Source organism: Microvirga makkahensis, assembly GCF_009830105.1.
Lineage (GTDB): Bacteria > Pseudomonadota > Alphaproteobacteria > Rhizobiales > Beijerinckiaceae > Microvirga > Microvirga makkahensis.
In genome coordinates, this window is the sequence record NZ_WURB01000006.1 from 37,678 (window position 1) to 58,790 (window position 21,113).

At 65.1% G+C, this 21,113-nt stretch carries 21 protein-coding genes; 6 read left to right on the forward strand and 15 right to left on the reverse strand.

Translation table 11 applies throughout. The features are described from left to right. The 5 genes from hisF to hisB form a co-directional block, all read right to left on the reverse strand. The gene (hisF, locus tag GR328_RS10290; RefSeq protein WP_160884444.1) at window positions 1–795 is read right to left on the reverse strand and encodes an imidazole glycerol phosphate synthase subunit HisF; all 795 of its coding nucleotides are present in this window, start codon (window positions 793–795) and stop codon (window positions 1–3) included. Beyond that, window positions 795–1,547 (reverse strand): 1-(5-phosphoribosyl)-5-[(5-phosphoribosylamino)methylideneamino]imidazole-4-carboxamide isomerase, encoded by a 753-nt coding sequence (gene hisA, locus GR328_RS10295; RefSeq protein WP_160884445.1) that lies wholly within the window; start codon window positions 1,545–1,547, stop codon window positions 795–797. The genes hisF and hisA overlap by 1 nt, the downstream gene beginning before the upstream one ends. Continuing rightward, window positions 1,535–2,185: an imidazole glycerol phosphate synthase subunit HisH gene (hisH, locus tag GR328_RS10300; RefSeq protein WP_160884446.1), complete on the reverse strand. Its 651-nt coding sequence runs from the start codon at window positions 2,183–2,185 to the stop codon at window positions 1,535–1,537. The genes hisA and hisH overlap by 13 nt, the downstream gene beginning before the upstream one ends. Next, the gene (locus GR328_RS10305; protein WP_160884447.1) at window positions 2,182–2,676 is read right to left on the reverse strand and encodes a DUF2628 domain-containing protein; all 495 of its coding nucleotides are present in this window, start codon (window positions 2,674–2,676) and stop codon (window positions 2,182–2,184) included. The genes hisH and GR328_RS10305 overlap by 4 nt, the downstream gene beginning before the upstream one ends. Before the next feature lie 68 nt (window positions 2,677–2,744). Beyond that, window positions 2,745–3,332: an imidazoleglycerol-phosphate dehydratase HisB gene (gene hisB, locus GR328_RS10310; RefSeq protein WP_160884448.1), complete on the reverse strand. Its 588-nt coding sequence runs from the start codon at window positions 3,330–3,332 to the stop codon at window positions 2,745–2,747. Between the two features lie 166 nt (window positions 3,333–3,498). Here hisB and hslV point away from each other — a divergent pair, with 166 nt between their 5' ends. From hslV to GR328_RS10330, 4 genes are all read left to right on the forward strand, one after another. Beyond that, window positions 3,499–4,029, forward strand: coding sequence for an ATP-dependent protease subunit HslV (gene hslV, locus GR328_RS10315; protein ID WP_160884642.1), 531 nt, complete (start codon window positions 3,499–3,501; stop codon window positions 4,027–4,029). A 114-nt stretch (window positions 4,030–4,143) separates the two neighbouring features. After that, on the forward strand, window positions 4,144–5,454 hold the full coding sequence (gene hslU, locus GR328_RS10320; RefSeq protein ID WP_160884449.1) for an ATP-dependent protease ATPase subunit HslU: 1,311 nt from the start codon (window positions 4,144–4,146) through the stop codon (window positions 5,452–5,454). Window positions 5,455–5,631: 177 nt separating this feature from the next. Continuing rightward, complete coding sequence (locus GR328_RS10325; protein WP_160884450.1) at window positions 5,632–6,330, forward strand: endonuclease III domain-containing protein; 699 nt, start codon at window positions 5,632–5,634, stop codon at window positions 6,328–6,330. Between the two features lie 151 nt (window positions 6,331–6,481). Further along, on the forward strand, window positions 6,482–6,910 hold the full coding sequence (locus GR328_RS10330; protein ID WP_425487028.1) for a BA14K family protein: 429 nt from the start codon (window positions 6,482–6,484) through the stop codon (window positions 6,908–6,910). Window positions 6,911–7,005: 95 nt separating this feature from the next. On the opposite strand, the gene GR328_RS27985 is transcribed toward GR328_RS10330, so the two are convergent. From GR328_RS27985 to GR328_RS10345, 3 genes are all read right to left on the reverse strand, one after another. After that, complete coding sequence (locus GR328_RS27985) at window positions 7,006–8,700, reverse strand: M10 family metallopeptidase (protein ID WP_281351939.1); 1,695 nt, start codon at window positions 8,698–8,700, stop codon at window positions 7,006–7,008. 93 nt (window positions 8,701–8,793) lie between these two features. Beyond that, window positions 8,794–9,144: a RidA family protein gene (locus GR328_RS10340; RefSeq protein WP_160884451.1), complete on the reverse strand. Its 351-nt coding sequence runs from the start codon at window positions 9,142–9,144 to the stop codon at window positions 8,794–8,796. A gap of 67 nt (window positions 9,145–9,211) precedes the next feature. After that, window positions 9,212–9,826 carry a pyridoxamine 5'-phosphate oxidase family protein gene (locus GR328_RS10345; RefSeq protein WP_160884452.1) on the reverse strand — a complete coding sequence of 205 codons (615 nt, stop codon included), beginning with the start codon at window positions 9,824–9,826 and terminating at the stop codon, window positions 9,212–9,214. Between the two features lie 131 nt (window positions 9,827–9,957). Here GR328_RS10345 and GR328_RS10350 point away from each other — a divergent pair, with 131 nt between their 5' ends. Then, window positions 9,958–10,902 carry a DMT family transporter gene (locus GR328_RS10350; RefSeq protein ID WP_160884453.1) on the forward strand — a complete coding sequence of 315 codons (945 nt, stop codon included), beginning with the start codon at window positions 9,958–9,960 and terminating at the stop codon, window positions 10,900–10,902. Window positions 10,903–10,916: 14 nt separating this feature from the next. Here GR328_RS10350 and mbfA read toward each other — a convergent pair whose 3' ends face one another. The 3 genes from mbfA to rpsO all read right to left on the reverse strand — a co-directional run bounded on the left by mbfA (window position 10,917) and on the right by rpsO (window position 14,967). Continuing rightward, window positions 10,917–11,900: an iron exporter MbfA gene (mbfA, locus tag GR328_RS10355; RefSeq protein ID WP_160884454.1), complete on the reverse strand. Its 984-nt coding sequence runs from the start codon at window positions 11,898–11,900 to the stop codon at window positions 10,917–10,919. 328 nt (window positions 11,901–12,228) lie between these two features. Then, the gene (gene pnp, locus GR328_RS10360) at window positions 12,229–14,409 is read right to left on the reverse strand and encodes a polyribonucleotide nucleotidyltransferase (protein ID WP_160884455.1); all 2,181 of its coding nucleotides are present in this window, start codon (window positions 14,407–14,409) and stop codon (window positions 12,229–12,231) included. A gap of 288 nt (window positions 14,410–14,697) precedes the next feature. After that, window positions 14,698–14,967, reverse strand: coding sequence for a 30S ribosomal protein S15 (gene rpsO, locus GR328_RS10365; RefSeq protein WP_160884456.1), 270 nt, complete (start codon window positions 14,965–14,967; stop codon window positions 14,698–14,700). A 293-nt stretch (window positions 14,968–15,260) separates the two neighbouring features. Here rpsO and GR328_RS10370 point away from each other — a divergent pair, with 293 nt between their 5' ends. Beyond that, window positions 15,261–15,806 (forward strand): ferritin-like domain-containing protein, encoded by a 546-nt coding sequence (locus GR328_RS10370; RefSeq protein WP_160884457.1) that lies wholly within the window; start codon window positions 15,261–15,263, stop codon window positions 15,804–15,806. A 139-nt stretch (window positions 15,807–15,945) separates the two neighbouring features. Here the strand turns inward: GR328_RS10370 and truB are convergent, their stop codons facing one another. The 4 genes from truB to GR328_RS10390 form a co-directional block, all read right to left on the reverse strand. Further along, window positions 15,946–16,875: a tRNA pseudouridine(55) synthase TruB gene (gene truB, locus GR328_RS10375; protein ID WP_160884458.1), complete on the reverse strand. Its 930-nt coding sequence runs from the start codon at window positions 16,873–16,875 to the stop codon at window positions 15,946–15,948. 5 nt (window positions 16,876–16,880) lie between these two features. Continuing rightward, window positions 16,881–17,306 carry a 30S ribosome-binding factor RbfA gene (rbfA, locus tag GR328_RS10380; RefSeq protein WP_160884459.1) on the reverse strand — a complete coding sequence of 142 codons (426 nt, stop codon included), beginning with the start codon at window positions 17,304–17,306 and terminating at the stop codon, window positions 16,881–16,883. Window positions 17,307–17,461: 155 nt separating this feature from the next. Next, window positions 17,462–20,428, reverse strand: coding sequence for a translation initiation factor IF-2 (gene infB, locus GR328_RS10385; RefSeq protein WP_160884460.1), 2,967 nt, complete (start codon window positions 20,426–20,428; stop codon window positions 17,462–17,464). Then, complete coding sequence (locus GR328_RS10390) at window positions 20,425–21,096, reverse strand: RNA-binding protein (protein ID WP_160884461.1); 672 nt, start codon at window positions 21,094–21,096, stop codon at window positions 20,425–20,427. The genes infB and GR328_RS10390 overlap by 4 nt, the downstream gene beginning before the upstream one ends. Window positions 21,097–21,113: the final 17 nt, after the last annotated feature.

The window sequence follows — 21,113 nt, forward strand, 5'->3', positions numbered from 1 at the left end:
TCAGGCCGCGTTCTTTGCAGGCTCGTCGAGCCGCATCTCCAGGCCCGCTTTCGCCATATAGCTCTTTGCTTCGGAAATCGTATGCGTGCCGAAGTGGAAGATGGAGGCTGCGAGCACGGCGCTGGCATGGCCTTTCTCGACACCGTCGACGAGGTGATCGAGATTGCCGACGCCGCCGGAGGCGATCACGGGCACCGGCACCGCATCGGCGATGGCGCGCACAAGCGCGAGATCGTAGCCCCCCTTGGTGCCGTCGCGGTCCATGGAGGTGACGAGGAGCTCCCCTGCCCCGAGTTCCGCCACCTGCCTGGCGAAGGCGATGGCATCGATGCCCGTGGCGTTGCGGCCGCCATGGGTGAAGATCTCCCAGCGCGGCATTTCGCCTTCGCCCGAGACCCTCTTCGCATCGATGGCGACGACGATGCATTGCGCACCGAACTTCTCCGCGGCTTCCCGCACGAAATCCGGATTGTTCACAGCGGCGGTGTTGATCGAGACCTTGTCGGCGCCCGCCAGCAGCAGCTTGCGGATGTCTTCGACCGTGCGCACTCCGCCGCCCACCGTGAGCGGCATGAAGCAGGCCTCCGCCGTGCGCTGCACCACGTCGAGCAGGATGCCCCGCGCCTCGTGGCTCGCGGTGATGTCGAGGAAGCAGAGCTCATCCGCTCCGGCCGCATCATAGGCCTTCGCCGCTTCCACGGGATCGCCCGCATCGACGAGATCGACGAACTGCACGCCCTTCACGACGCGTCCGTCCTTCACATCCAGACAGGGAATGAGACGCACTTTGAGCATCAGGCATTCTCCTTGCGTGCGGAACGCAGCATCGCCAGCGCTTCCTCCGGATCGATGCGCCCGTCATAGAGCGCGCGGCCGGAAATGGCGCCATCGAGCACGGCGCAATCGGGCTGGGTCAGGCGCTCGATATCGGCCATGGAGGCGAGCCCGCCCGAGGCGATGACCGGAATCGAGACCGCCCGGGCCAGGCCCAGCGTCATCGGGAAGTTGAGACCTTTGAGGATGCCGTCGCGCGCGATATCCGTGTAGATGATGGCGGCAACGCCCGCATCCTCGAAGCGGCGGCCGAGTTCCTCCGCCGACAGGGTCGAGGTCTGCGCCCAGCCTTCCACGGCGACGAGGCCGTCCTTCGCGTCGATTCCGACGGCGATCTTGCCCGGATGAAGCCGCGCCGCCTCCCGCACGAAGGCGGGATCGCGCACGGCGGCCGTGCCGATGATCACGCGGGTCACGCCCTTGGACAGCCAGCCCTCGACGGTCTTCATGTCGCGGATGCCGCCGCCGAGCTGCACCGGGATCTTCACGCGCGTGAGGATCTCCTCCACGGCGGACGCATTCATGGGCTTGCCGGCGAATGCGCCGTCGAGGTCGACCACGTGCAGCCATTCGAAGCCCTGAGCCTCGAAGGTGGCGGCCTGATCGGCGGGATCGTCGTTGAAAACCGTGGCCTGGTCCATGTCGCCCTGGATCAGGCGAACGCAGCGGCCTTCCTTCAAATCGATTGCGGGATAAAGAATCACGGACGCCACCTCAGGAAATTGGCGATGAGCCTGAGGCCGAGCGCCTGGCTCTTCTCGGGATGAAACTGGGTGCCGACGATGTTGTCGCGTCCGACGATGGCCGTGATCGGCCCGCCGTAATCGGTGGTGGCGACCACGTCGGACGGGTCGTTCGGCGTGAGCGCGTAGGAATGCACGAAATAGGCGTGCAGCCCGTCCGGTCCCGTGGGAATATCGTCCAGCAGCGGGTGGGGATTTCTCAGCTCGAGGGTGTTCCAGCCCATATGCGGGATCTTGAGCGACGGGTCATTCGGCGCGATGGCTTTCACGTCGCCATGGATCCAGTCGAGGCCGTAGCTGGTGGTGTGCTCGAGGCCGCGGGTGGCCATGAGCTGCATGCCCACGCAAATGCCGAGGAAGGGCGCCCCCTCCTCCCGCACGCGGCGCTGGAGCGCCTCCACCATGCCGGGAACGGAATCGAGGCCCCGACGGCAATCGGCGAAAGCGCCCACGCCCGGCAGGACGATCCGCTCAGCTCGTGCGACGAGGGAGGGGTCGGATGTGACGGTAATGGTGTGGTCGAGCCCTGCCTCGCGGGCCGCGCGCTCGAAAGCCTTGGCGGCGGAGTGCAGGTTGCCTGAACCGTAATCGATGATGACGACGCTCACCGGGGACGCTCCGCATCGGGAAAGAGGCCGATCACGGGATCGGGCCTTCTGAGAATGGATGGAACCGGCGCGGCGGCCGGATTGCGAGGAGGAGCCGAAGCGGGACGCTGCGAGAGCCAGCGGGCGAAGGCCTTCGCTTCCGCTTCGTCCCGGTCAGCCGCCGTGACCACATCCGCAAGGGCAAGGCCACGACGCGACAGCGTCCAGCGCCTGAGGCTGTTCGCCTCGAGGCCGATCAGGACCTGCAGGAGCAGCGCCGCCACGGTGCCTGCAGCATCGTGCACGTTCAGCATCTGCAGGAGCCCGCCGAAGGCGAAGACGAGCGTGAGGACGGCCAAACCGGCGAGCCAGAGCCGGTGGACGAAGAACCAGAGAAAGGTGAAGAAGAAAGCGCCCCAGGAGAACGCATCCTTCACGAGTTCCGCCTCCTCCAAAGCGGCCGGGTCACCCGGCCGCGCATCGCGCGGAAGGTGCAGGGTATAGGTGGTCATGGCGTCGTTTCCTCAGGCCCTGCCCGGCCATCTGAACGGATGCCGGGCAAAATGCCTCTTGGCTGAACTTAGAGCGTGCCCTTGGTGGAGGGAACGCGCCCCTCCTCCCGCGGGTCCATGGCGACGGCCTGACGCAAGGCCCGTGCCAGACCCTTGAAGCAGCTCTCGGCGACGTGGTGGCTGTTCTCCCCGTAGAGCGTCTCCACGTGGAGGGTCAGCCCCGCCTGCACGGCGAAGGCCTGGAAGAACTCGCGCACCAGCTCCGTGTCGAACACGCCGATCTTCTCCGTCGGGAAGGACGTGCGGAAGACCAGGAACGGGCGGCCGGAAATATCGAGGGCGATCCGGGTCAGCGTCTCGTCCATCGGCAGATGGATGTCTGCGTAGCGGGCGATGCCCTTTTTGTCGCCAAGCGCCTTGAGGATCGCCTGCCCCAGCGCGATGCCCGTATCTTCCGTCGTATGATGCTGATCCACGTGCAGGTCGCCCGTTACCTTCACCGTCAGGTCGAACAGACCGTGGCGGGCAAAGAGTTCCAGCATATGGTCGAGGAAGCCGACCCCCGTGGAGATCTCGGCCTTGCCGGTGCCGTCGAGGGCAATCGACACGGTCACGTCGGTCTCGGCGGTGCGACGGCTGACGCTCGCGGAGCGCATCATGAAAATCCTTTGCGGAGATGGAGACGCACGCCTTCTAGCAAGACCGCGCGGGAAACGCTACCCGCGTTGCTTTTGGCCGACGAGTGATTAAGTCAGGGGGCACACCGTCCCCTCCCCGTCCGCTGGAGTTCGCCTCGTGTCCGAAGACGCCGCCCCCCGCAGCATGCACGCCACCACGATCCTCATGGTCCGCAAGGGCGGCCGCGTCGTCATCGGCGGCGACGGACAGGTGAGCCTGGGCCAGACCATCGTGAAGGGCAATGCACGCAAAGTCCGCCGCCTCGCCAAGGGCGGGGTGATCGGCGGCTTCGCAGGTTCCACGGCCGATGCCTTTACCCTCTTCGAGCGGCTGGAAGCCAAGCTCGAGCAGTATCCCGGCCAGCTCACCCGCGCCTGCGTCGAGCTCACCAAGGACTGGCGCACGGATCGTTACCTGCGCCGCCTGGAGGCCATGATGCTCGTCGCCGACAAGGAGGTGGGCCTGCTGCTCTCGGGTGCCGGCGACGTGCTGGAGCCGGAAAACGGCATCGCGGCCATCGGCTCGGGCGGCAATTACGCCCTCGCCGCTGCGCGGGCGCTCGCCGACAGCGAGATCGATGCGGAAACCATCGTCCGCCGCTCTCTCAACATCGCGGCCGAGATCTGCGTCTATACGAATGCGAACATCGTCATCGAAACGCTGGACGAAACCTGATCGCCCGTCGGGGCCGGGTCCATCCCGGCCATCCGCGCCTCGACCGGCGCGGAAGACGTGGAGCCCCCGGAGCGAATCCGGGAACGACGACAATCCATTGAGCCAAGACATCTCATGACCACATTCTCCCCCCGCGAAATCGTTTCCGAACTCGACCGCTACATCGTCGGCCAGAACGACGCCAAGCGCGCCGTCGCCATCGCGTTGCGCAACCGCTGGCGGCGTCAGCAGCTCGAAGGCCAGCTTCGTGAAGAGGTGGCACCGAAGAACATCCTGATGATCGGCCCCACAGGCTGCGGCAAGACGGAGATCTCGCGGCGCCTCGCCAGGCTCGCCAATGCGCCCTTCATCAAGGTCGAGGCCACGAAATTCACGGAGGTCGGCTATGTGGGCCGGGACGTGGAGCAGATCGTGCGCGACCTGGTGGAGATCGGCATCGGTCTCGTCAAAGACGAGCGCCGCCGTCAGGTGCAGGCCAAGGCCCATGTGGCGGCGGAGGAGCGCGTGCTCGATGCGCTCGTGGGTGCAACCGCCAGCGCGGCGACGCGCGATGCGTTCCGCCGCAAGCTGCGCAACAACGAACTCGACGACAAGGAAATCGAGATCGAGCTGCAGCAATCCGGCGGCGCGGGTTTGCCCATGTTCGAAATCCCCGGCATGCCGGGCGCGTCGGTGGGCGCGATCAACCTCTCCGACATGTTCGGCAAGGCGTTCGGCGGCCAGCGCAAGACGCGCCGCACCACCGTGCGCGAGGCCTATGAGCCGCTGGTCATGGAAGAAGCCGACAAGATGCTCGACCAGGATGCCATCGTGCAGGAAGCCCTGCGTCAGGTGGAGAACAACGGCATCGTGTTCCTCGACGAGATCGACAAGATCTGCGCCCGCGAGGGCCGCTCCGGCGCGGACGTATCCCGCGAGGGAGTGCAGCGCGATCTGCTGCCTTTGATCGAAGGCACCACGGTCTCGACGAAATACGGACCGGTGAAGACGGACCACGTCCTCTTCATCGCATCCGGAGCCTTCCATGTCTCGAAGCCGTCGGACCTGCTGCCCGAGCTTCAAGGCCGCCTGCCGATCCGCGTGGAGCTCTCGCCGCTCACCGTCGAGGATTTCAAGCGCATCCTCACCGAGACGGAGGCGAGCCTCATCAAGCAATCCGTCGCGCTCATGCGAACGGAAGGCGTGGAGCTGGTCTTTACCGACGATGCCATCGATGCGCTGGCGCAGGTGGCCGTTGAGGTGAACAATACGGTGGAGAATATCGGCGCCCGCCGCCTGCAGACGGTGCTGGAGCGCGTGCTGGACGACGTGTCCTTCACCGCACCCGATCGCTCCGGCGAGACGGTGACCATCGACGCCGCCTATGTCCGCGGTGAGGTGGAGACCCTCGCCAAGAATACGGACTTGAGCCGGTTCATTCTGTGACCCGGGAACCGTCCTTCTCCGTCGTGGCCGCCCCGGACTTGATCCGGGGAGCGGTCTCAGCCTTCGGTGTCCCTCAACACGCTTCCAAGAAGGCATGGGTCCCTGGAGCAAGCCTGAGGATGACGAGATGAGCAGGGCTGCAGGGAACCGTAGACTTCCTCCCTGATTTGAAAGCCCATGACATTGGAGCTGCAAACCCTGAAGGCAAAGGCGCTCGCCATCCACGAGCGCCTTTGTGCAGCGTATGGCTGCCCGATCCCCTATTTCCATTCCCTCGATCCATTGAGCGAGCTGATCTCCTCGCTTCTCTCCCACCGCACCCGCAATGCGGATTCGGGCCGGGCGTTCAAGGCCCTGCGTGCTCGTTATCCCGACTGGGACATGCTGATGGCGGCATCCGCGCAGGAGGTGGAGGAGACCATCCAGGGCGTGACCTGGCCCGAGCAGAAGGCGCCGCGTCTGCAGGGGGTGCTGCGTGCCATTCATGAGCGTCACGGCAGCCTCTCCCTCGAATTCCTCAAGGACATGCCGGTGGAGGAAGCTCGCGCCTGGCTTGAGTGCATCCCGGGAGTCGGGCCGAAGACGAGTGCGGCTGTTCTGTCCTTCTCCACCTTGCGGAAGGCGGCCCTGCCCGTCGACAGTCATCACCATCGCGTCGCCGTGCGCACGGGGCTGATTGCGCGCAGCGTGGCCGTGGGGCCGTCCCATGCGCTGCTCTTCGCTCTGCTCCCGCCCGAATGGGATGCGCAGGCCGTCTACGACAACCATGAGGTGATGATGCTGCACGGTCAGCGCTGCTGCTTCTTCAGCAATCCGGCCTGCGAACGCTGCGCCATTCTGGATCTGTGCCCGACAGGGCAGGCGAGGGTGGGTTGACCTCTTGCCGTGTCGGCCTCATCCGCGACCCCGCTTCGGAAGCGGCCTCACGTTTTCGCGAGAGCCCTCAGACAAAAATCCCGGGGAGGGGAACGACCTCCTGCGTGGCGCGTTCGCCCATCAACACGCGAACACCTTGAGGAGTTACCCCATGCGTAAGATGCTCATGGCTCTTGCCGCGACTGCGGCTCTCGGCACATTCGGGCTCAGCGCTCCCGCTTCGGCGGCCGAGGCGCAAGCCGCTCCGATCAACGAACTCGTCGCTGCCATTCAGAAGGGCGAGGTGAAGTCGGATTACGTGCAGCGCCGCCGCTACGTGCGTCGCTATTATGCGCCGCGACGCTATTATGGCCGCCCCTATTACGGCCGCCGCTATGGCTATTATCGCCGTGACCGCGGCAGCGCCCTGGCTGCCGGAGCGGTTGGTCTTGCGACGGGGGCCATCATCGGCGGAGCCCTTGCGCAATCGCAGGCTCGCGCCAACAACGTGCATGCCTATTGCGCGCAGCGCTTCCGGTCCTACGACCCGGCCTCGGGCACCTATCTGGGTTACGACGGCCGCCGTCATCCCTGCCCGTAAGGCGCATCATCGACGCGCCTGACGAGAGGCACAACCAAGAAAGCCCTTCGATGAGTGAAACCATCGAAGGGCTTTCGGTGTTGGCGGCCGCCCGATCAGATGACGTAGATATCCGAATAGGACAGGCTCGCCTTGTTGGTGAGCCAGGCGATGAGCTGCTTTGCCGCCCCGCCCGTGCCGTCCGGATCGTAATACAGATATCCCTTGGCCTTGTCGTAGATCACCCGGTCGTAAGCGTCCTTCGCCGCAGTGCCGAGAACGAACTCGGAGCTGCTCAGGCGGCCCGTGCCGCCGAGCTTGGACATGTATTTGTTGTCGATCCTCAGATAGCCGTCGTAGCTCCTGTTGAAGTCCGTGATCCTGTCGTAATACGTGCTGCCGGGCCGGTGGTCCTTGAGCACGAATGTGTCGCTGCCAGAGCCGCCCGAGAGCACGTCCCGACCCAGGCCCCCGTCCAGAATGTCGTTGCCGGTGCCGCCGGTTAGCCGGTCGTTCCCGGACAGGCCATAGATCGTGTTGCGGCCCGCGTTGCCGACAATCGCGTTAGCGCTGCCGTTGCCCTTCAGCGTGATCGAGGCGCTGCCGCTGGCGTAAAGGTGCTCCACGTAAGCCGCGATGGTATGGCTGATCGCGGAGTAAACCCGGTCCGCTGTGCCGCCGGTGGAGGCTTCCACGATCCTGTCGCCCGCATTGTCCACGTAGTGGATGTCGTTGCCCGTGCCGCCGTAGAGCCGGTCTGCGCCGGGGCCGCCGTTCAGCACATCGTTTCCGGCACCGCCGTTGAGGACGTTGCCGGCCGTATTCCCGATGATCCGGTCGCTGCCGCTCCCCCCGATCGCATTCTCGATCAGGGAGCGCGGATCGCCCTGGTAGAGGCGTGCATTGGCCACGTTCCCCAGTGCCGGACGGACTGTCGCCGTTCCGTCCAGATCCGCCAACTGGGCTGTGCTGAAGGTGGAGAAGGCACCGGGCCGGAGATCGAGAACGAGGCCGGTCGTATAACTGGACAAATTATAGGTATCGACCCCGTTGCCGTCCCAGACGGTCATGAAGATCTTGTTGTTGAGGGGCGTTCCCCAGCTTTCTCCGTTGACGCTGAACTGGCCTGTCGTCGGGCTCCAGCGATAGACCGTGTTGCCCGCGTTGGTGTTGAAATTGGCGCCGTACATGTGCTGGAGAGCGGCGATGTCGTTCTGCATATAGGTGGTAGGATTGTCGCTCTCCGTGTTGCCGCGCACGAAGTCCGTCTGCGCGCCGGCATAACTCCGGTACGTCATGAGGGAATAGTTCCAGTTGTCTTCAGAGGGCGGCAGGAAGAGAGTATCGTTGACGTCTTCCGGATGGCCATGCTGCAGGCCCAGAGCGTGCCCAAACTCGTGGAAGATGGTCGCATAGCCCCAATTCCCCAGATTGGGGGTCAGATATGTCGGCCCTCCTTGCGGGTTCATCCAGATATCTCCGTCCTGAGCCGTCCCGCTCGGGAAATAGGCCCAGGCCGTCGACGGAGTATCGGACATGGCGAACCGAATGTGGGCGAACTCGTTGGGATTGCCTTCGAAAAAGGTCAGATTGGTATAGAGCTGGACATAGATGGCTGCGTCTCTGAGGGCGAATTGCTGGAACTCGTTGACAGAGTTGAAATTGTTCAGGTTCTCACCGCGGGCATAGCCATTCCCATAGCTGCCTGGATCGGTCGGAAACGCGATCGTCAGCTCTGTTGCGTCCCACGCGAATCCCGTCAGAAGGGCATCGATGGACCTTATCCCGGTAAAAGCGACGTTCCGTGACATAATAACCTCACTTCCAGCCTAAAGTGAGGTTATCATAGTTCGTGCGGGCGCAAAGCTCCGTGTGCGCCCGCACAAAAGCGCATCTTCCGCGACTTACTTTGCCGCGATGACCGCAATCTCGACCTTGAACTGAGGAGCCGCGAGCTTCGCCTCCACGGTCGCGCGGGCAGGGGCGTTGCCCGGGGAGACCCAAGCGTCCCACACGGCGTTCATTTCCTGGAACGTGGCCATGTCGGTGAGCCAGATATTCGCCATCAGGATCCTCGACTTGTCGCTGCCGGCCTCGGCGAGCAGGCTGTCGATGATCGAGAGGATTTCCTGCGTCTGCTCCGTGACGCTCTTGCCCGCGGTCTGATTGGCGACCTGACCCGCGAGATAGACCGTATCGCCGTGGACGACGGCGCCGCTCATGCGGGGGCCGGGCTTGATGCGTTGAATCGTCATGATTTTCCTTGCGCTTCTGAAAGAAGGGAGAAGGGCCTTTTCGGGGGTCTCCGGCTCAAGGTCAAGATCAGTACAGGGTCGTCCTCTGCCGTTCGGGCAGAGCCCTGTCGTAGGCCTCGCCGTCGAACCGGTCGGCGCTCAGAGCTGCGAGGATCCGGCCCGCGCTCGGCAGGGCTTCGCGAGCCACATGCCTTTTCGGATTCCACAGCTCGGAGCGCAGGATCGCGCGGGCGCATTGGAAAAAGACCGAGTCGACGGTGATCACGATCACCGATTTCGGCTCCTGGCCCTCGACGGCGAAGCTCTCCAGCAGGGCAGGGTCCACGGAGATCGCTGCGCGGCCGTTCACGCGAATCGTCTCGCCGACGCCCGGGACCAGGAAAAGCAGCGCCACCTGGGAATCGCGAACGATGTTGCGAAGCGAGTCGATGCGGTTGTTGCCGCGACGGTCCGGCAGCAGCAGGGTCTTCTCGTCCTGGACCCGCACGAAACCCGGCCCGTCGCCGCGCGGGGAGCAATCGAGCCCCTCGGGCCCACGGGTGGCGAGGGTCAAGAAGGGCGCGGCTTCGATGAAGGCGCGGTATTCGGGAACGATGCGGCTCGCTTCTTTCAGGATCGAGGCCTCGGCCGGCTGGCCGTAGAGCGCTTCGAGTTCGGCGATGCTGGAGATCGTGGCCCGCATGAAACGCTCCTCCTGACTGGACGGCAACAGACATAGCCCTGCCTCACCTTGGCCGCAACGGGAGGATGCGCCACGCATCCTTGTGTCTCCCGCGACCATGTGAAAGAGCTTGCAGGCCGAGGAACCCTGCCATGAAACCCGCCGTGACTCCCGCCCCGCCCGCGAAAGACGCCAGACGACCTCCCTATGCGGGCTACGCCATGGCGGCTATCGGAGCGGCTCTGTTCGCCTCGAAGGGCATCATCATCAAGCTCGCCTATGCGGAGGGAATCGACGCGGAGACGACTCTCGCCCTGCGTATGATCCTGTCCCTGCCGTTCTACCTGGTCATCGGCATCCATGCCCTCGTCCATACGAGAGCCAGGGGCGAGGCCTTGCCGGACGGAAGGCTCGTGCTGCGCACGATCGGCGTTGGGCTCATCGGCTACTGGACGTCGAGCTATCTCGACTTCAAGGGCCTGGAATACATCTCGGCGCATTTCGAGCGGCTGATCCTCTTCACCTATCCGCTCTTCGTGGTGCTGTTCGGCGCGGCCTTCTTTCGCCAGCCCGTCAGGTCCAAGGCGCTTCTTGCCTTCGCCGTCAGCTACGCCGGTCTGGCGCTGCTCTTCGTGCAGAACATGGCGGCTTCCGGCTCCGCTACGGGGACGGGAGCACTCTATGTGCTCTCCGCCGCGGTCACCTTCGCGCTCTATCAGCTCCTGGCGAAGCCTCTGATCATGAGGATCGGCCCCCAGCTCTTCACCTGCGTGGCCATGGGCGCGGCAGGCGTCGCCGTCATTTTCCACTTCCTGGCCACCCATCCCTTCGAAGCCATCTTCGTCTCGCCCACCTTGTGGGGGATCTGCTTGGCCCTGGCCTTCGGCGCGACGGTGCTGCCGTCATTTTTCTTGAGCGCCGCGCTCAAGCAGATCTCGGCGCAGGCCAACGCCACCATCGGCATGCTCAGCCCGGTGGTGACCATCCTCCTCGCCATGGCCGTGCTCGGCGACACGGTGAGCGGTTCCGAATGGCTGGGTGCCGCCCTCGTGATCCTCGGCATCGGCTGGTTCACCCTGTCGGAGCGCAAGGGCTGACCTCGCGTCCTGCTCTACGCATTCCCGATCAGCACGCCCGCTGCAAAGACGAGCGCGCCGCCGAGCACCACCTGGAAGGCAGCGCGCAGGAACGGCGTCTCCATGTAGCGGTTTTGGATGAAGGCGATGGCCCAGAGTTCCACGAACACCACGGCGGCGGCGATGATCGTTGCGGTCCAGAAATGCGGAATGAGATAGGGCAGGGCGTGCCCGAGGCCGCCGATGGCGGTCATGATGCCGGAGGCCAGCCCGCGCTTGACGGGGGAGCCGCGTCCCGAGAGCCTGCCGTCGTCGTGGGCGGCTTCCGTGAAGCCCATGGAGATGCCCGCGCCCACGGAGGCCGAAAGGCCGACGAGGAAGGTCTGCCAGGTATCCTGCGTCGCGAAGGCCGCCGCGAAGATCGGGGCGAGGGTGGAAACCGACCCGTCCATCAGGCCGGCCAAGCCTGGCTGGACGTAAGTCAGGATGAATTGCCGCCGCTCGGTCTGTGCCTCCTCCTCCCTCACCGCGTCCGGCGTGTAGGCGAGGCCGAGGCGGCGGGCCAGCGACTCGTGCGCCACCTCCGCCGCCGCGAGATCGCCGAGAAGCCTTCGCGTCGAGGCATCGGCGGTGCGCTTGGCGGCCTCCACATAGAAGCTGTGAGCCTGCGCCTCCATGTTCTCGGCAGTGGCGCGCACCTTCTCGATGCCGAGCGGACGCACGAGCCAGTCGGGCTTTCTCTCGTAATAGCCGCGCACATGCTCACGCCGGATCAGCGGAATGGTCTCGCCGAATCGCCTGCGGTGCAGCTCGATCAGCACAGCCCGATGCCCGTCCTCCTCCGCCGCCATCTCCTCGAAGACCTTGGCCGATTGCGGAAACTGCTCCTTCAATCCCTCCGCATAGGTGCGGTAGATCCGTGCATCGTCCTCTTCCGACGAGATGGCCAATGCGAGGATTTCCTGCTCGCTCAAGGAATCGAAGGGTCGGCGGTCGAAGCCGAAGACGCGGGAGAGCATGGTGGAGAACCTTGTTTAGAATGATTCTAAATACAATCCGCCTGCCTGAGCGTCAATCATGCCGAAATCGGGCTCGTTCCCGGGAGCAGAGATATCGAAGGCGTCGAAAAATGCAGGATCTGTCAGAGACCTTCCGCTTGAAATCAGGCAAGTCGTTCGATCGAAAACAGATGATGCAAGGGCCGGCTTCAGGAAGCCACGCGAAGCGTCTCACGCGCGTTTCGACCTACATTCATGATCATTCTGCCGCCGAATCAGGGATCTCCTCGCGATAAAAAAAGCGCGGCCGAAGCCGCGCCTTTCTCGTCTCGACCGTGAAGCCTCGAGCCTACTCCCCGACGTTCGCCGCCTTCTGCTGGTCGCGCTGGGTCTTTTCGGCTTCGCGCTCCGCCTTGAGCTGCTCGGTGATATCCTCGCCGGTCTCCTGGTTGACCACCTTCATGGAGAGGCGGACCTTGCCGCGCTCGTCCATGCCGAGGAACTTCACCTTCACCTTGTCGCCTTCCTTGACCACGTCGGTCACCTTGCCGACGCGGTTCTTGGCGAGCTCCGAGATGTGCACGAGGCCGTCGCGGGAACCGAAAAAGTTCACGAAGGCGCCGAATTCCATCACCTTCACGACCGTTCCGTCGTAGATCACGCCGACTTCCGGCTCCGCGACGATGGAGCGGATCCAGTTGTAGGCGGCCTTGATCGACTTGCCGTCGGCGGAGGCGATCTTGATGAGGCCGTCGTCGTTGATGTCGATCTTCGCGCCGGTCTTCTCCACGATCTCGCGGATGACCTTGCCGCCCGAGCCGATGACTTCGCGGATCTTGTCGACCGGGATCTGCATCGTCTCGATGCGCGGCGCGTGCTCACCGAGCTCGGCGCGCGGAGCGGTCAGAGCCTTGTTCATCTCGCTCAGGATGTGGGCGCGGCCTTCCTTGGCCTGATCGAGCGCGACGCGCATGATCTCCTCGGTGATGCCGGCGATCTTGATGTCCATCTGGAGCGAGGTGATGCCCTGGTCCGTGCCTGCCACCTTGAAGTCCATGTCGCCCAAGTGATCCTCGTCGCCGAGAATGTCGGACAGGACCGCGTAGCGCTCACCTTCGAGGATCAGGCCCATGGCGATGCCCGCCACCGGACGGCGCAGCGGTACGCCGGCGTCCATCAGGGCCAGCGACGAGCCGCACACGGTCGCCATCGAAGAGGAGCCGTTCGACTCGGTGATCTCCGACACGACGCGGATCGTGTAGGGGAACTCGTGAGGGGCCGGCAGCATCGGGTGGATGGCGCGCCAGGCGAGCTTGCCGTGGCCGATCTCGCGGCGGCCGGGCGAGCCCATGCGGCCCGTCTCGCCGACGGAGTAGGGCGGGAAGTTGTAGTGAAGCAGGAAGGTTTCCTTGCGGGTGCCCTCCAGCTCGTCGATGAACTGCTCGTCCTCGCCGGTGCCCAACGTCGCCACCACGAGGGCCTGCGTCTCGCCGCGGGTGAAGATCGCCGAGCCGTGGGTGCGGGGCAGAACGCCGACTTCCGACAGGATCGGACGGACGGTCTTGAGGTCGCGGCCGTCGATGCGCTTGCCCTCGTCGAGGATGTTCCAGCGCACGATCTTGGCCTGGACCTCCTTGAACACGGCCTTGACCTTCTCGAGATCGAACCTGGCTTCACCCTCGGCCGGGCAGAGCGCGTCCATCACCTTCGCCTTCACGGCGTCGACGGCGGCATAGCGGTCCTGCTTCTTGGTGATCTTGTAGGCTTCGCGCAGATCCTTCTCGGCGATATCGAGAACGGCCTTCTCCACGTCGGAGACATCGGCCGGCTGATAGTCACGCGGCTCCTTGGCGGCTTTCTCGGCGAGGCGGATGATGGCCTCGATCACCGGCTGGAAGTGCTTGTGGCCGAACATCACGGCGCCGAGCATCACGTCCTCGGGCAGTTCCTTCGCCTCGGATTCGACCATGAGCACCGCGTCGGTGGTGCCGGCGACGATGAGATCGAGGGAGGTCTGGTCCATCTCCTGGAGCGGCGGATTCAGCTTGTACTGGCCGCCGATATAGCCGACGCGGGCCGCGCCCACCGGGCCCATGAAGGGAACGCCGGAGAGGGTCAGCGCAGCGGAAGCTGCGACCATGGCCACCACGTCGGGATCGTTCTCGAGGTCGTGCGAGAGCACGGTCACGACCACCTGGGTGTCGTTCTTGTAGCCCTCGACGAAGAGGGGGCGGATCGGACGGTCGATCAGGCGGGAGACCAGGGTCTCCTTCTCGGTCGGACGGCCTTCACGCTTGAAATAGCCGCCCGGAATGCGACCGGCGGCGTAGGCACGCTCTTGGTAGTTCACCGTGAGCGGGAAGAAATCGATGCCGGCCTTCGGCTCCTTGGCCGAAACAACGGTAGCGAGGACGGTGGTCTCGCCGTAGGTGGCGACCACGGCGCCGTCGGCCTGGCGGGCCATGTGGCCGGTTTCGAGCGTGAGCTTGCGCCCGCCCCAAATCAGTTCTTCGCGTTGAGTATCGAACATGTTTCGTCTTTCATGACAGCAGGAGCGGGGGCTCGATGCCATGAGCAAGACGGCAAGAGGCTCCTGAAGCGGGAAAACCCGCTCCGGCTAGCCCCTTGCGATCCTGCCATGGTCATCGTGTCATCCGTCTCCTCAAAAGGGCGCCGGGACTTGTCTGAAGCCTCGCCAGCGCCGGAGCGAAAGGCCGGATATTGCGCATCCGGTCCGTTCGTGGACAGCCGGAGATGGTTCTTGGACCACATCCGGAAAACCGTCCGGAGCCGTGCTCCGGACGGAAAGGTCAAAAGCTTAGCGACGGATGCCGAGCTTCTCGATCAGGGTCCTGTAGCGGCTCTCGTCCTTCTTCTTCAGGTAGTCGAGAAGCGAGCGACGCGACGAGACGAGTTTCAGGAGGCCACGACGGGAGTGGTTGTCCTTCGTGTGGGTCTTGAAGTGACCGGTCAGATTGGTGATCCGCTCGGTCAGAATGGCGATCTGCACCTCCGGGGAGCCCGTATCGCCAGCCTTCTGCGCGAATTCGTTAATAAGCGCATTCTTGCGCTCAGCCGTAATCGACATCGCATATCCTTTCAGGTTTGCTTACGGTAAGGACCTTGGCCATCTGGCTGAAGGTCTGGTTCGTCCGGAAAGGGCCGGGCCGGGATGTCGTCCAGCGCGGTCCGTCACCGGGACGGTCCTCAGAGGGGTCAGCCCTTCGAGGCGGGCGCACCATACACCAATTGTGAATAAGTGCCAGCGGAATCCTTTTTGCCAAGCCTGGCAAAGGGATGCCGGCATGGCAACGCTGCCGGAACAAGTTTCGGCGGTCTCTGTTGGTGAGTGAGACACCCCTCATTTAGGAACCCGACACCATGACCGCCAGCACCGCAGGCACGATGGACCTGACCTCTAACGAGACCGTGAAGAACATCTTCATCACCGGCCTTCAGAACGCGCATGCCCTCGAGAAGGAAGCGTTGCAGCTGATGCAGCGCCAGGTGGAGCGCTTCGAGCATTACCCCGAGATGTCGGATCTGCTGCGCACCCACATCGCCGAGACGGAAGGCCAGGTGCGTCGCCTCGACGAGATGCTGCACACTTTCGGGGCGGACCGGTCTCTCCTGAAGGACATGGCGACCCAGTTCATGGCCAACATGGCCGCGGCGGGCCACATGCCCATGGCCGACGAGGTCCTGAAGAACACTTTCGCCAATCATGCCTTCGAGAATTTCGAGATCGCGTCCTACGAGTCCCTGATCGCCATGGCCGAGGCTGCCGGCCATCAGCGCTTCGTCCCGGCGCTTCGGGAAACCCTCCGAGAGGAGGAAAAGACTGCACAGGCGATCCGCGACATGATCGAGCCGATCACCCGGAAGTACCTGATGCGCGAGGCGCAGGGCCTGAAGGCGGATCGCTGAGGCCGTTCACACCTCTGTCCGGCTGGCCGTCCCCGGGCTCGATCCGGGGATCGGTCCCGGCCGTCCCGACAAGAAAGGCGTTGCGCTTAATGCAAGCGCGATGCCCGCTCAAGGGCGGGGATGACGCTGTGCGGCCCTCTCAAGCCCCCAGATTGAACACCCGGTGCGGCACCAGTTCGCCGCGCTCGATATCGCCGACGGCGACGAGGATGCCGTTGCAGGTGGCATAGGCCTTGCCGGCGAGCGGAGCGTCGCGGCCGCGCAGGATGATGGACTGGCCGCGCATCAGGCGGCCGGCCATGTCGCGGCTCACGGCGATGGAGGGGATCTCGCTCAGCGCCGATTCCACCGGGCGGAGCGCCGCCGGGTCGGTGGTGAGGTCGTCCACCGTCACCGCGTCGTGCTCGGTGAAGGGTCCCACACGCGTGCGACGCAAAGCCGCGATATGGCCGAGGCAACCTAAGCTCCGACCGAGGTCGCGGGCGATGGCGCGTACGTAAGTGCCCTTGCCGCAATCCGCCTCGATCACCGAGCGGTTGCCGTCGTGATGGACGAGGGCCAGGCGGTCGATCTCGACGGTGCGGGCTTGCAGCTCCACCACCTCGCCGTCGCGGGCGAGGTCGTAGGCGCGCTCGCCCTGGATCTTGATGGCGGAGAAGCGCGGCGGCACCTGTTGGATGGAGCCTGTGAAGCGAGGCAGAAGGGCCTCGATGTCGGAGGCGTCCGGTACCACATCCGTGCGCTCCACCACGTCCCCTTCGGTATCGTCAGTATTGGTCTCCGCACCCCAGGCCACGGTGAACACGTAGGATTTGCGTCCATCCATGATGAATGGCACGGTCTTCGTGGCCTCGCCCAGGGCGATCGGCAGGATGCCGGAGGCGAGAGGGTCGAGGGTACCCGCGTGACCCGCCTTTTTTGCCGAGAATGCCCGTTTGACTACCGCGACCGCGTGGGTCGAGGTCATTCCGACGCCTTTGTCGAGAATGATCCAGCCATTGATGTCGCGCTTCTTCGGGCGGTCGCCGTGAGGGCGACGGGGGCGCTCCCCGGAATGGTCTTCAGTCATCGCTCTCACTCGTCGTTGTCGTCGGCCTGTTCCGCGTCGAGCTTGCCCGTGTCGCGCGCCACACGCTCGGAGCGCAGAAGTGCGTCGATTCGTGCGGCCTCGTCGAAGCTCTCGTCGCGGCGGAAGCGCAGGTCGGGCGCGAATTTCAGGTTCACGCGACGGGCGACCTCCTGGCGCAGGAACTTCCTGTTCTTCTCCAGCGCCTTGATCACCGCATCCTCGTCCTTGCCGCCGAGCGGCATCACGTAGGCGGTCGCGAGCTTCAGGTCGGGCGACATGCGTACTTCCGGGATCGTGATCACATGCCGGTTCAGCACGTCGTCCTGCAGATCGCCGCGGGAGAGAACTTCCGCCAGAGCGTGGCGCACGAGCTCGGCCACGCGCTGCTGGCGCTGCGACGGGCCGGTGGTTTGTTCGAAACGTTTTGCCATGGGTCACCCTCCGGGATTGGACCGGATCATGTTTTGATCTCGTGGCCGGGATCAGCCCGGCCATCTCGATGGAATAGAAACAAAGCCCGTCAAAGCGTCATCACCGGGACAAGCCCGGTGATGACGCTTTGTTTCTGGGTGGGCGGGAAGCGATCTTACAGCGACCGCTTCACCTCTTCCACGCGGTAGCACTCGATGACGTCGCCGACACGCATGTCCTGGTAGTTTTCGAAGGCCATGCCGCAGTCCTGACCCGAGGTGACCTCGCGGGCATCGTCCTTGTAGCGCTTGAGCTGGGACAGCTTGCCCTCGTGGATGACCACGTTGTCGCGGATCAGGCGGACATGGGCGCCGCGTTGCACCACGCCATCGGTGACACGGCAGCCCGCGACCTTGCCGACCTTGGACACGTTGAACACCTCAAGGATCTGCGCTTCGCCGAGCCGTTCTTCGCGCAGGGTCGGGGCCAGGAGACCCGACATCGCTGCCTTCACGTCATCCACGAGGTCGTAGATGATGTTGTAGTAGCGGATCTCGATGCCTGCGCGTTCGGCCGCCTCGCGCGCTTCCTTGTGGGCGCGCACGTTGAAGCCGAGGATGATCGCCCCGGAAGCCTCCGCCAGCGTGACGTCGGATTCGGAGATAGCGCCGACGCCAGCCTGGACGATGCGGGCGCCCACTTCCTCGTTGCCGACCTTCTCGAGGGCTCCGGCAATCGCTTCGGCCGAGCCCTGCACGTCGGCGCGGATCACGAGCGGGAACTCCTTGCGTCCGGCACCGGCCTTCAGGTCGCGCATCATGTCGACGAGCGTACGTCCGGCCGAGCCCATGCGGGCGGCGGCGCGTTCGCGTTTCTGGCGGGCACGGTACTCGGTGATCTCGCGGGCGCGGGCCTCGGACTCGACCACCGCCACGCGGTCGCCCGCCTCCGGCGTGCCGTTGAAGCCCAGGACCTCGACCGGAACCGAGGGGCCGGCCTCCTTCACGCTGGAGCCCAGGTCGTTGATCAGGGCGCGCACACGGCCCCATTCGGCCCCGGCCACCACGATGTCGCCGGTGTGCAGCGTACCACGCTGGACGAGAACCGTGGCCACGGGACCGCGACCGCGATCGAGCTTGGCCTCGATGACCGTGCCCTCGGCCGAGCGGTCCGGGTTCGCCTTCAGATCGAGAATCTCGGACTGGAGCTGGAGACCTTCGAGCAGGTCGTCGAGGCCCTGACCGGTCTTGGCCGAGACCTCGAACTCAAGGGTCTCGCCGCCCATGGATTCCACCACGATCGAGTGCTGGAGCAGCTCGGTGCGCACCCGCTGCGGGTTGGCGTCGGGCTTGTCCACCTTGTTGATGGCCACGATCAGCGGCACGCCGGCCGCCTGCGCGTGGGTGATCGCCTCGATGGTCTGGGGCATGACTCCGTCATCGGCGGCCACCACGAGCACGACGATGTCCGTCACCTTGGCGCCGCGGGCGCGCATGGCGGTGAAGGCCGCGTGACCGGGGGTGTCGATGAAGGTGATCTTGCCGCCGAGCGGCGAGGTCACCTGATAGGCGCCGATATGCTGCGTGATGCCGCCGGCTTCGCCGGAGACCACGTTGGTCTTGCGGATCGCGTCGAGCAGCGAGGTCTTGCCGTGATCGACGTGGCCCATAATGGTGATCACGGGCGGACGGGGCGAGATGTTCTCGTCCATGTCCGGCGTGTCGAACAGGCCTTCTTCGACGTCCGATTCGGCGACGCGCTTCACCGTATGGCCGAGCTCCTCCGCGACGAGCTGCGCAGTATCGGCGTCGATCACGTCGGTGATCTTGTGCATCTGCCCCTGCTTCATCAGGAACTTGATCACGTCCACGGCACGTTCCGACATGCGGTTGGCGAGTTCCTGGATGGTAATCGTCTCCGGAATCGTGACCTCGCGGGCGATCTTTTCCTTCTGTTCCACCTGCCGGTGGCCCATCAGACGCTGGTTGCGGCGACGGAAGGAGGCGAGCGAGCGGGTGCGCTCGTCGTCGCCCGAGGTCGCGGCGGCGAGGGTCAGGCGGCCGCGGCGACGCTCCTCGCCGGGAGCGGCTCTCGTCGGCTTGGGGGCGACCACCGGCTTTGCCGCGCCGGGGCGGCGGGCTGTACGGGGTGCCTCGTCATCGTCCACATCGGCCGCAGGACTGCGGGCCACGACCGGCGGAGCGGTGCGGGTGTTCGGCTTGGCCGTGGTGGGATCGGGCATCGGAGGCGGAGCCGGGGGACGCGCCATGTGGTTCAGGCTCGGCGGCCGGCCGCCCGAGGTGCCGCCGGTGGCGCGCGGGCCACCGAAGCCGCCGGGGCGAGGGCCGTCGCCACGGGGGCCGTCCGAGCGGAAGCCTCCGGAACGCTGGCCGTCCTGACGGGGGGCACCCTGACGCGGACCCTCCTGACGCGGACCCTCCTGACGCGGACCGTCCTGGCGGAATCCGCCCTGGCGTCCTTCGCCGCGGGGGCCGTCCTGGCGCGGGGCCGGGCCCCGATCGCGGCCCTGTGCAGGAGCGGGAGCACGGCCCTGGGCGGGAGCGGGAGCCGCCGCCTCGCCTAGACGACGCCGGGCTTCGTCCTCGGCGCGACGCTTGCGCTCCTCGTCCTGGCGGCGGCGCTCTTCTTCCTCGTGCTTGCGGGCTTCGGCTGCTTCGCGGTCCTTGGCCTCGGCGGCCTCGCGCTCGGCGCGGCGGGCAGCTTCCTCGGCTTGGCGCTTGCGCTCTTCCTCTTCCCGGCGGCGGGCATCGGCCAGGGCGTTCATGCGGGCATCGCGCTCCTGTTCGGAGAGCGTCTGCAGCACCACGCCGGACCGGGGCGCGTTCGAGGAGGGGCCGGAACGCTGCGGGCGTCCGCCCTGGGGAGGCGTTGGCCTTCCCGCCGGCGCAGCCGTCTTCGGCGCGGCAGCGGGCGCTGCAGCGTGGGAGGCGGCCGGCTTTTCGTCCTTCGCCCCACCGGGGCCAACGGCAGGGCGACGCTTCACAGTCTCGACCACGACCGATTTCGAACGGCCATGGGAGAAGCTTTGGCGCACCGTGCCTTGCTCGACCGGGCGCTTCAGAGACAGCGTCTTGGACGACACGTGGAGAGTCTTGTCGCCCTGGTTTTTCGTATCACTCATTCCGCTAATGTTCCTGCGGGTTTCAAAATCGTGGGTTCGCCGGTCTCGTTTCCGAGGCCAGATTGATCGGCTCCGATGCCGCAATAAGTGCGGTAACGATGCCAGCGGTTCAGAAAGCCGTCGCTCCCAGCGCCCGCGACGAGGGCAGCATGTATCACATGTGACCGGCCTAATGCCAAATCCAATTCGTCATTTGACAATACTTGGACGACCGGAAAGCTAGATATTGCCCCGCCGAGGCGTTTTCGCAACGGGTTTGCCAATTTTCTTCGCCCATCTTCGGCCGCCTCTGCGGCATGAATAAGGGCAACGATGGGCTTATCCGTGATGGCCTGTTCGACTTTTCCGAAGCCGGTGACGACGCAGCCAGCCTTGTTGGCGAGGGCGAGGGCCTGTCTCATGTCGTCCCGAAGCAGGCGCTCGACGTCCTGGGACAGGGTCTCGGAGGCCTTGGCCTCCGTCTTGAACGCACGGGAGAAGAGGCGGCGCTTGACCGCCTCGTCCACCATGCCGGACCGGGCCGTCACCCAGACGCCCCGGCCGGGAAGCTTGTGCCTGAGATCGGGAACGACCTGGCGGTCAGGCCCGAGGACAAAGCGGATCAGCCCCGCGGGGCTCTGGGCCTCGCGGGTGACGATGCAGGTGCGCTCCGGTTCATGCCGCGGCACGGGTGCTGACCTCGCTT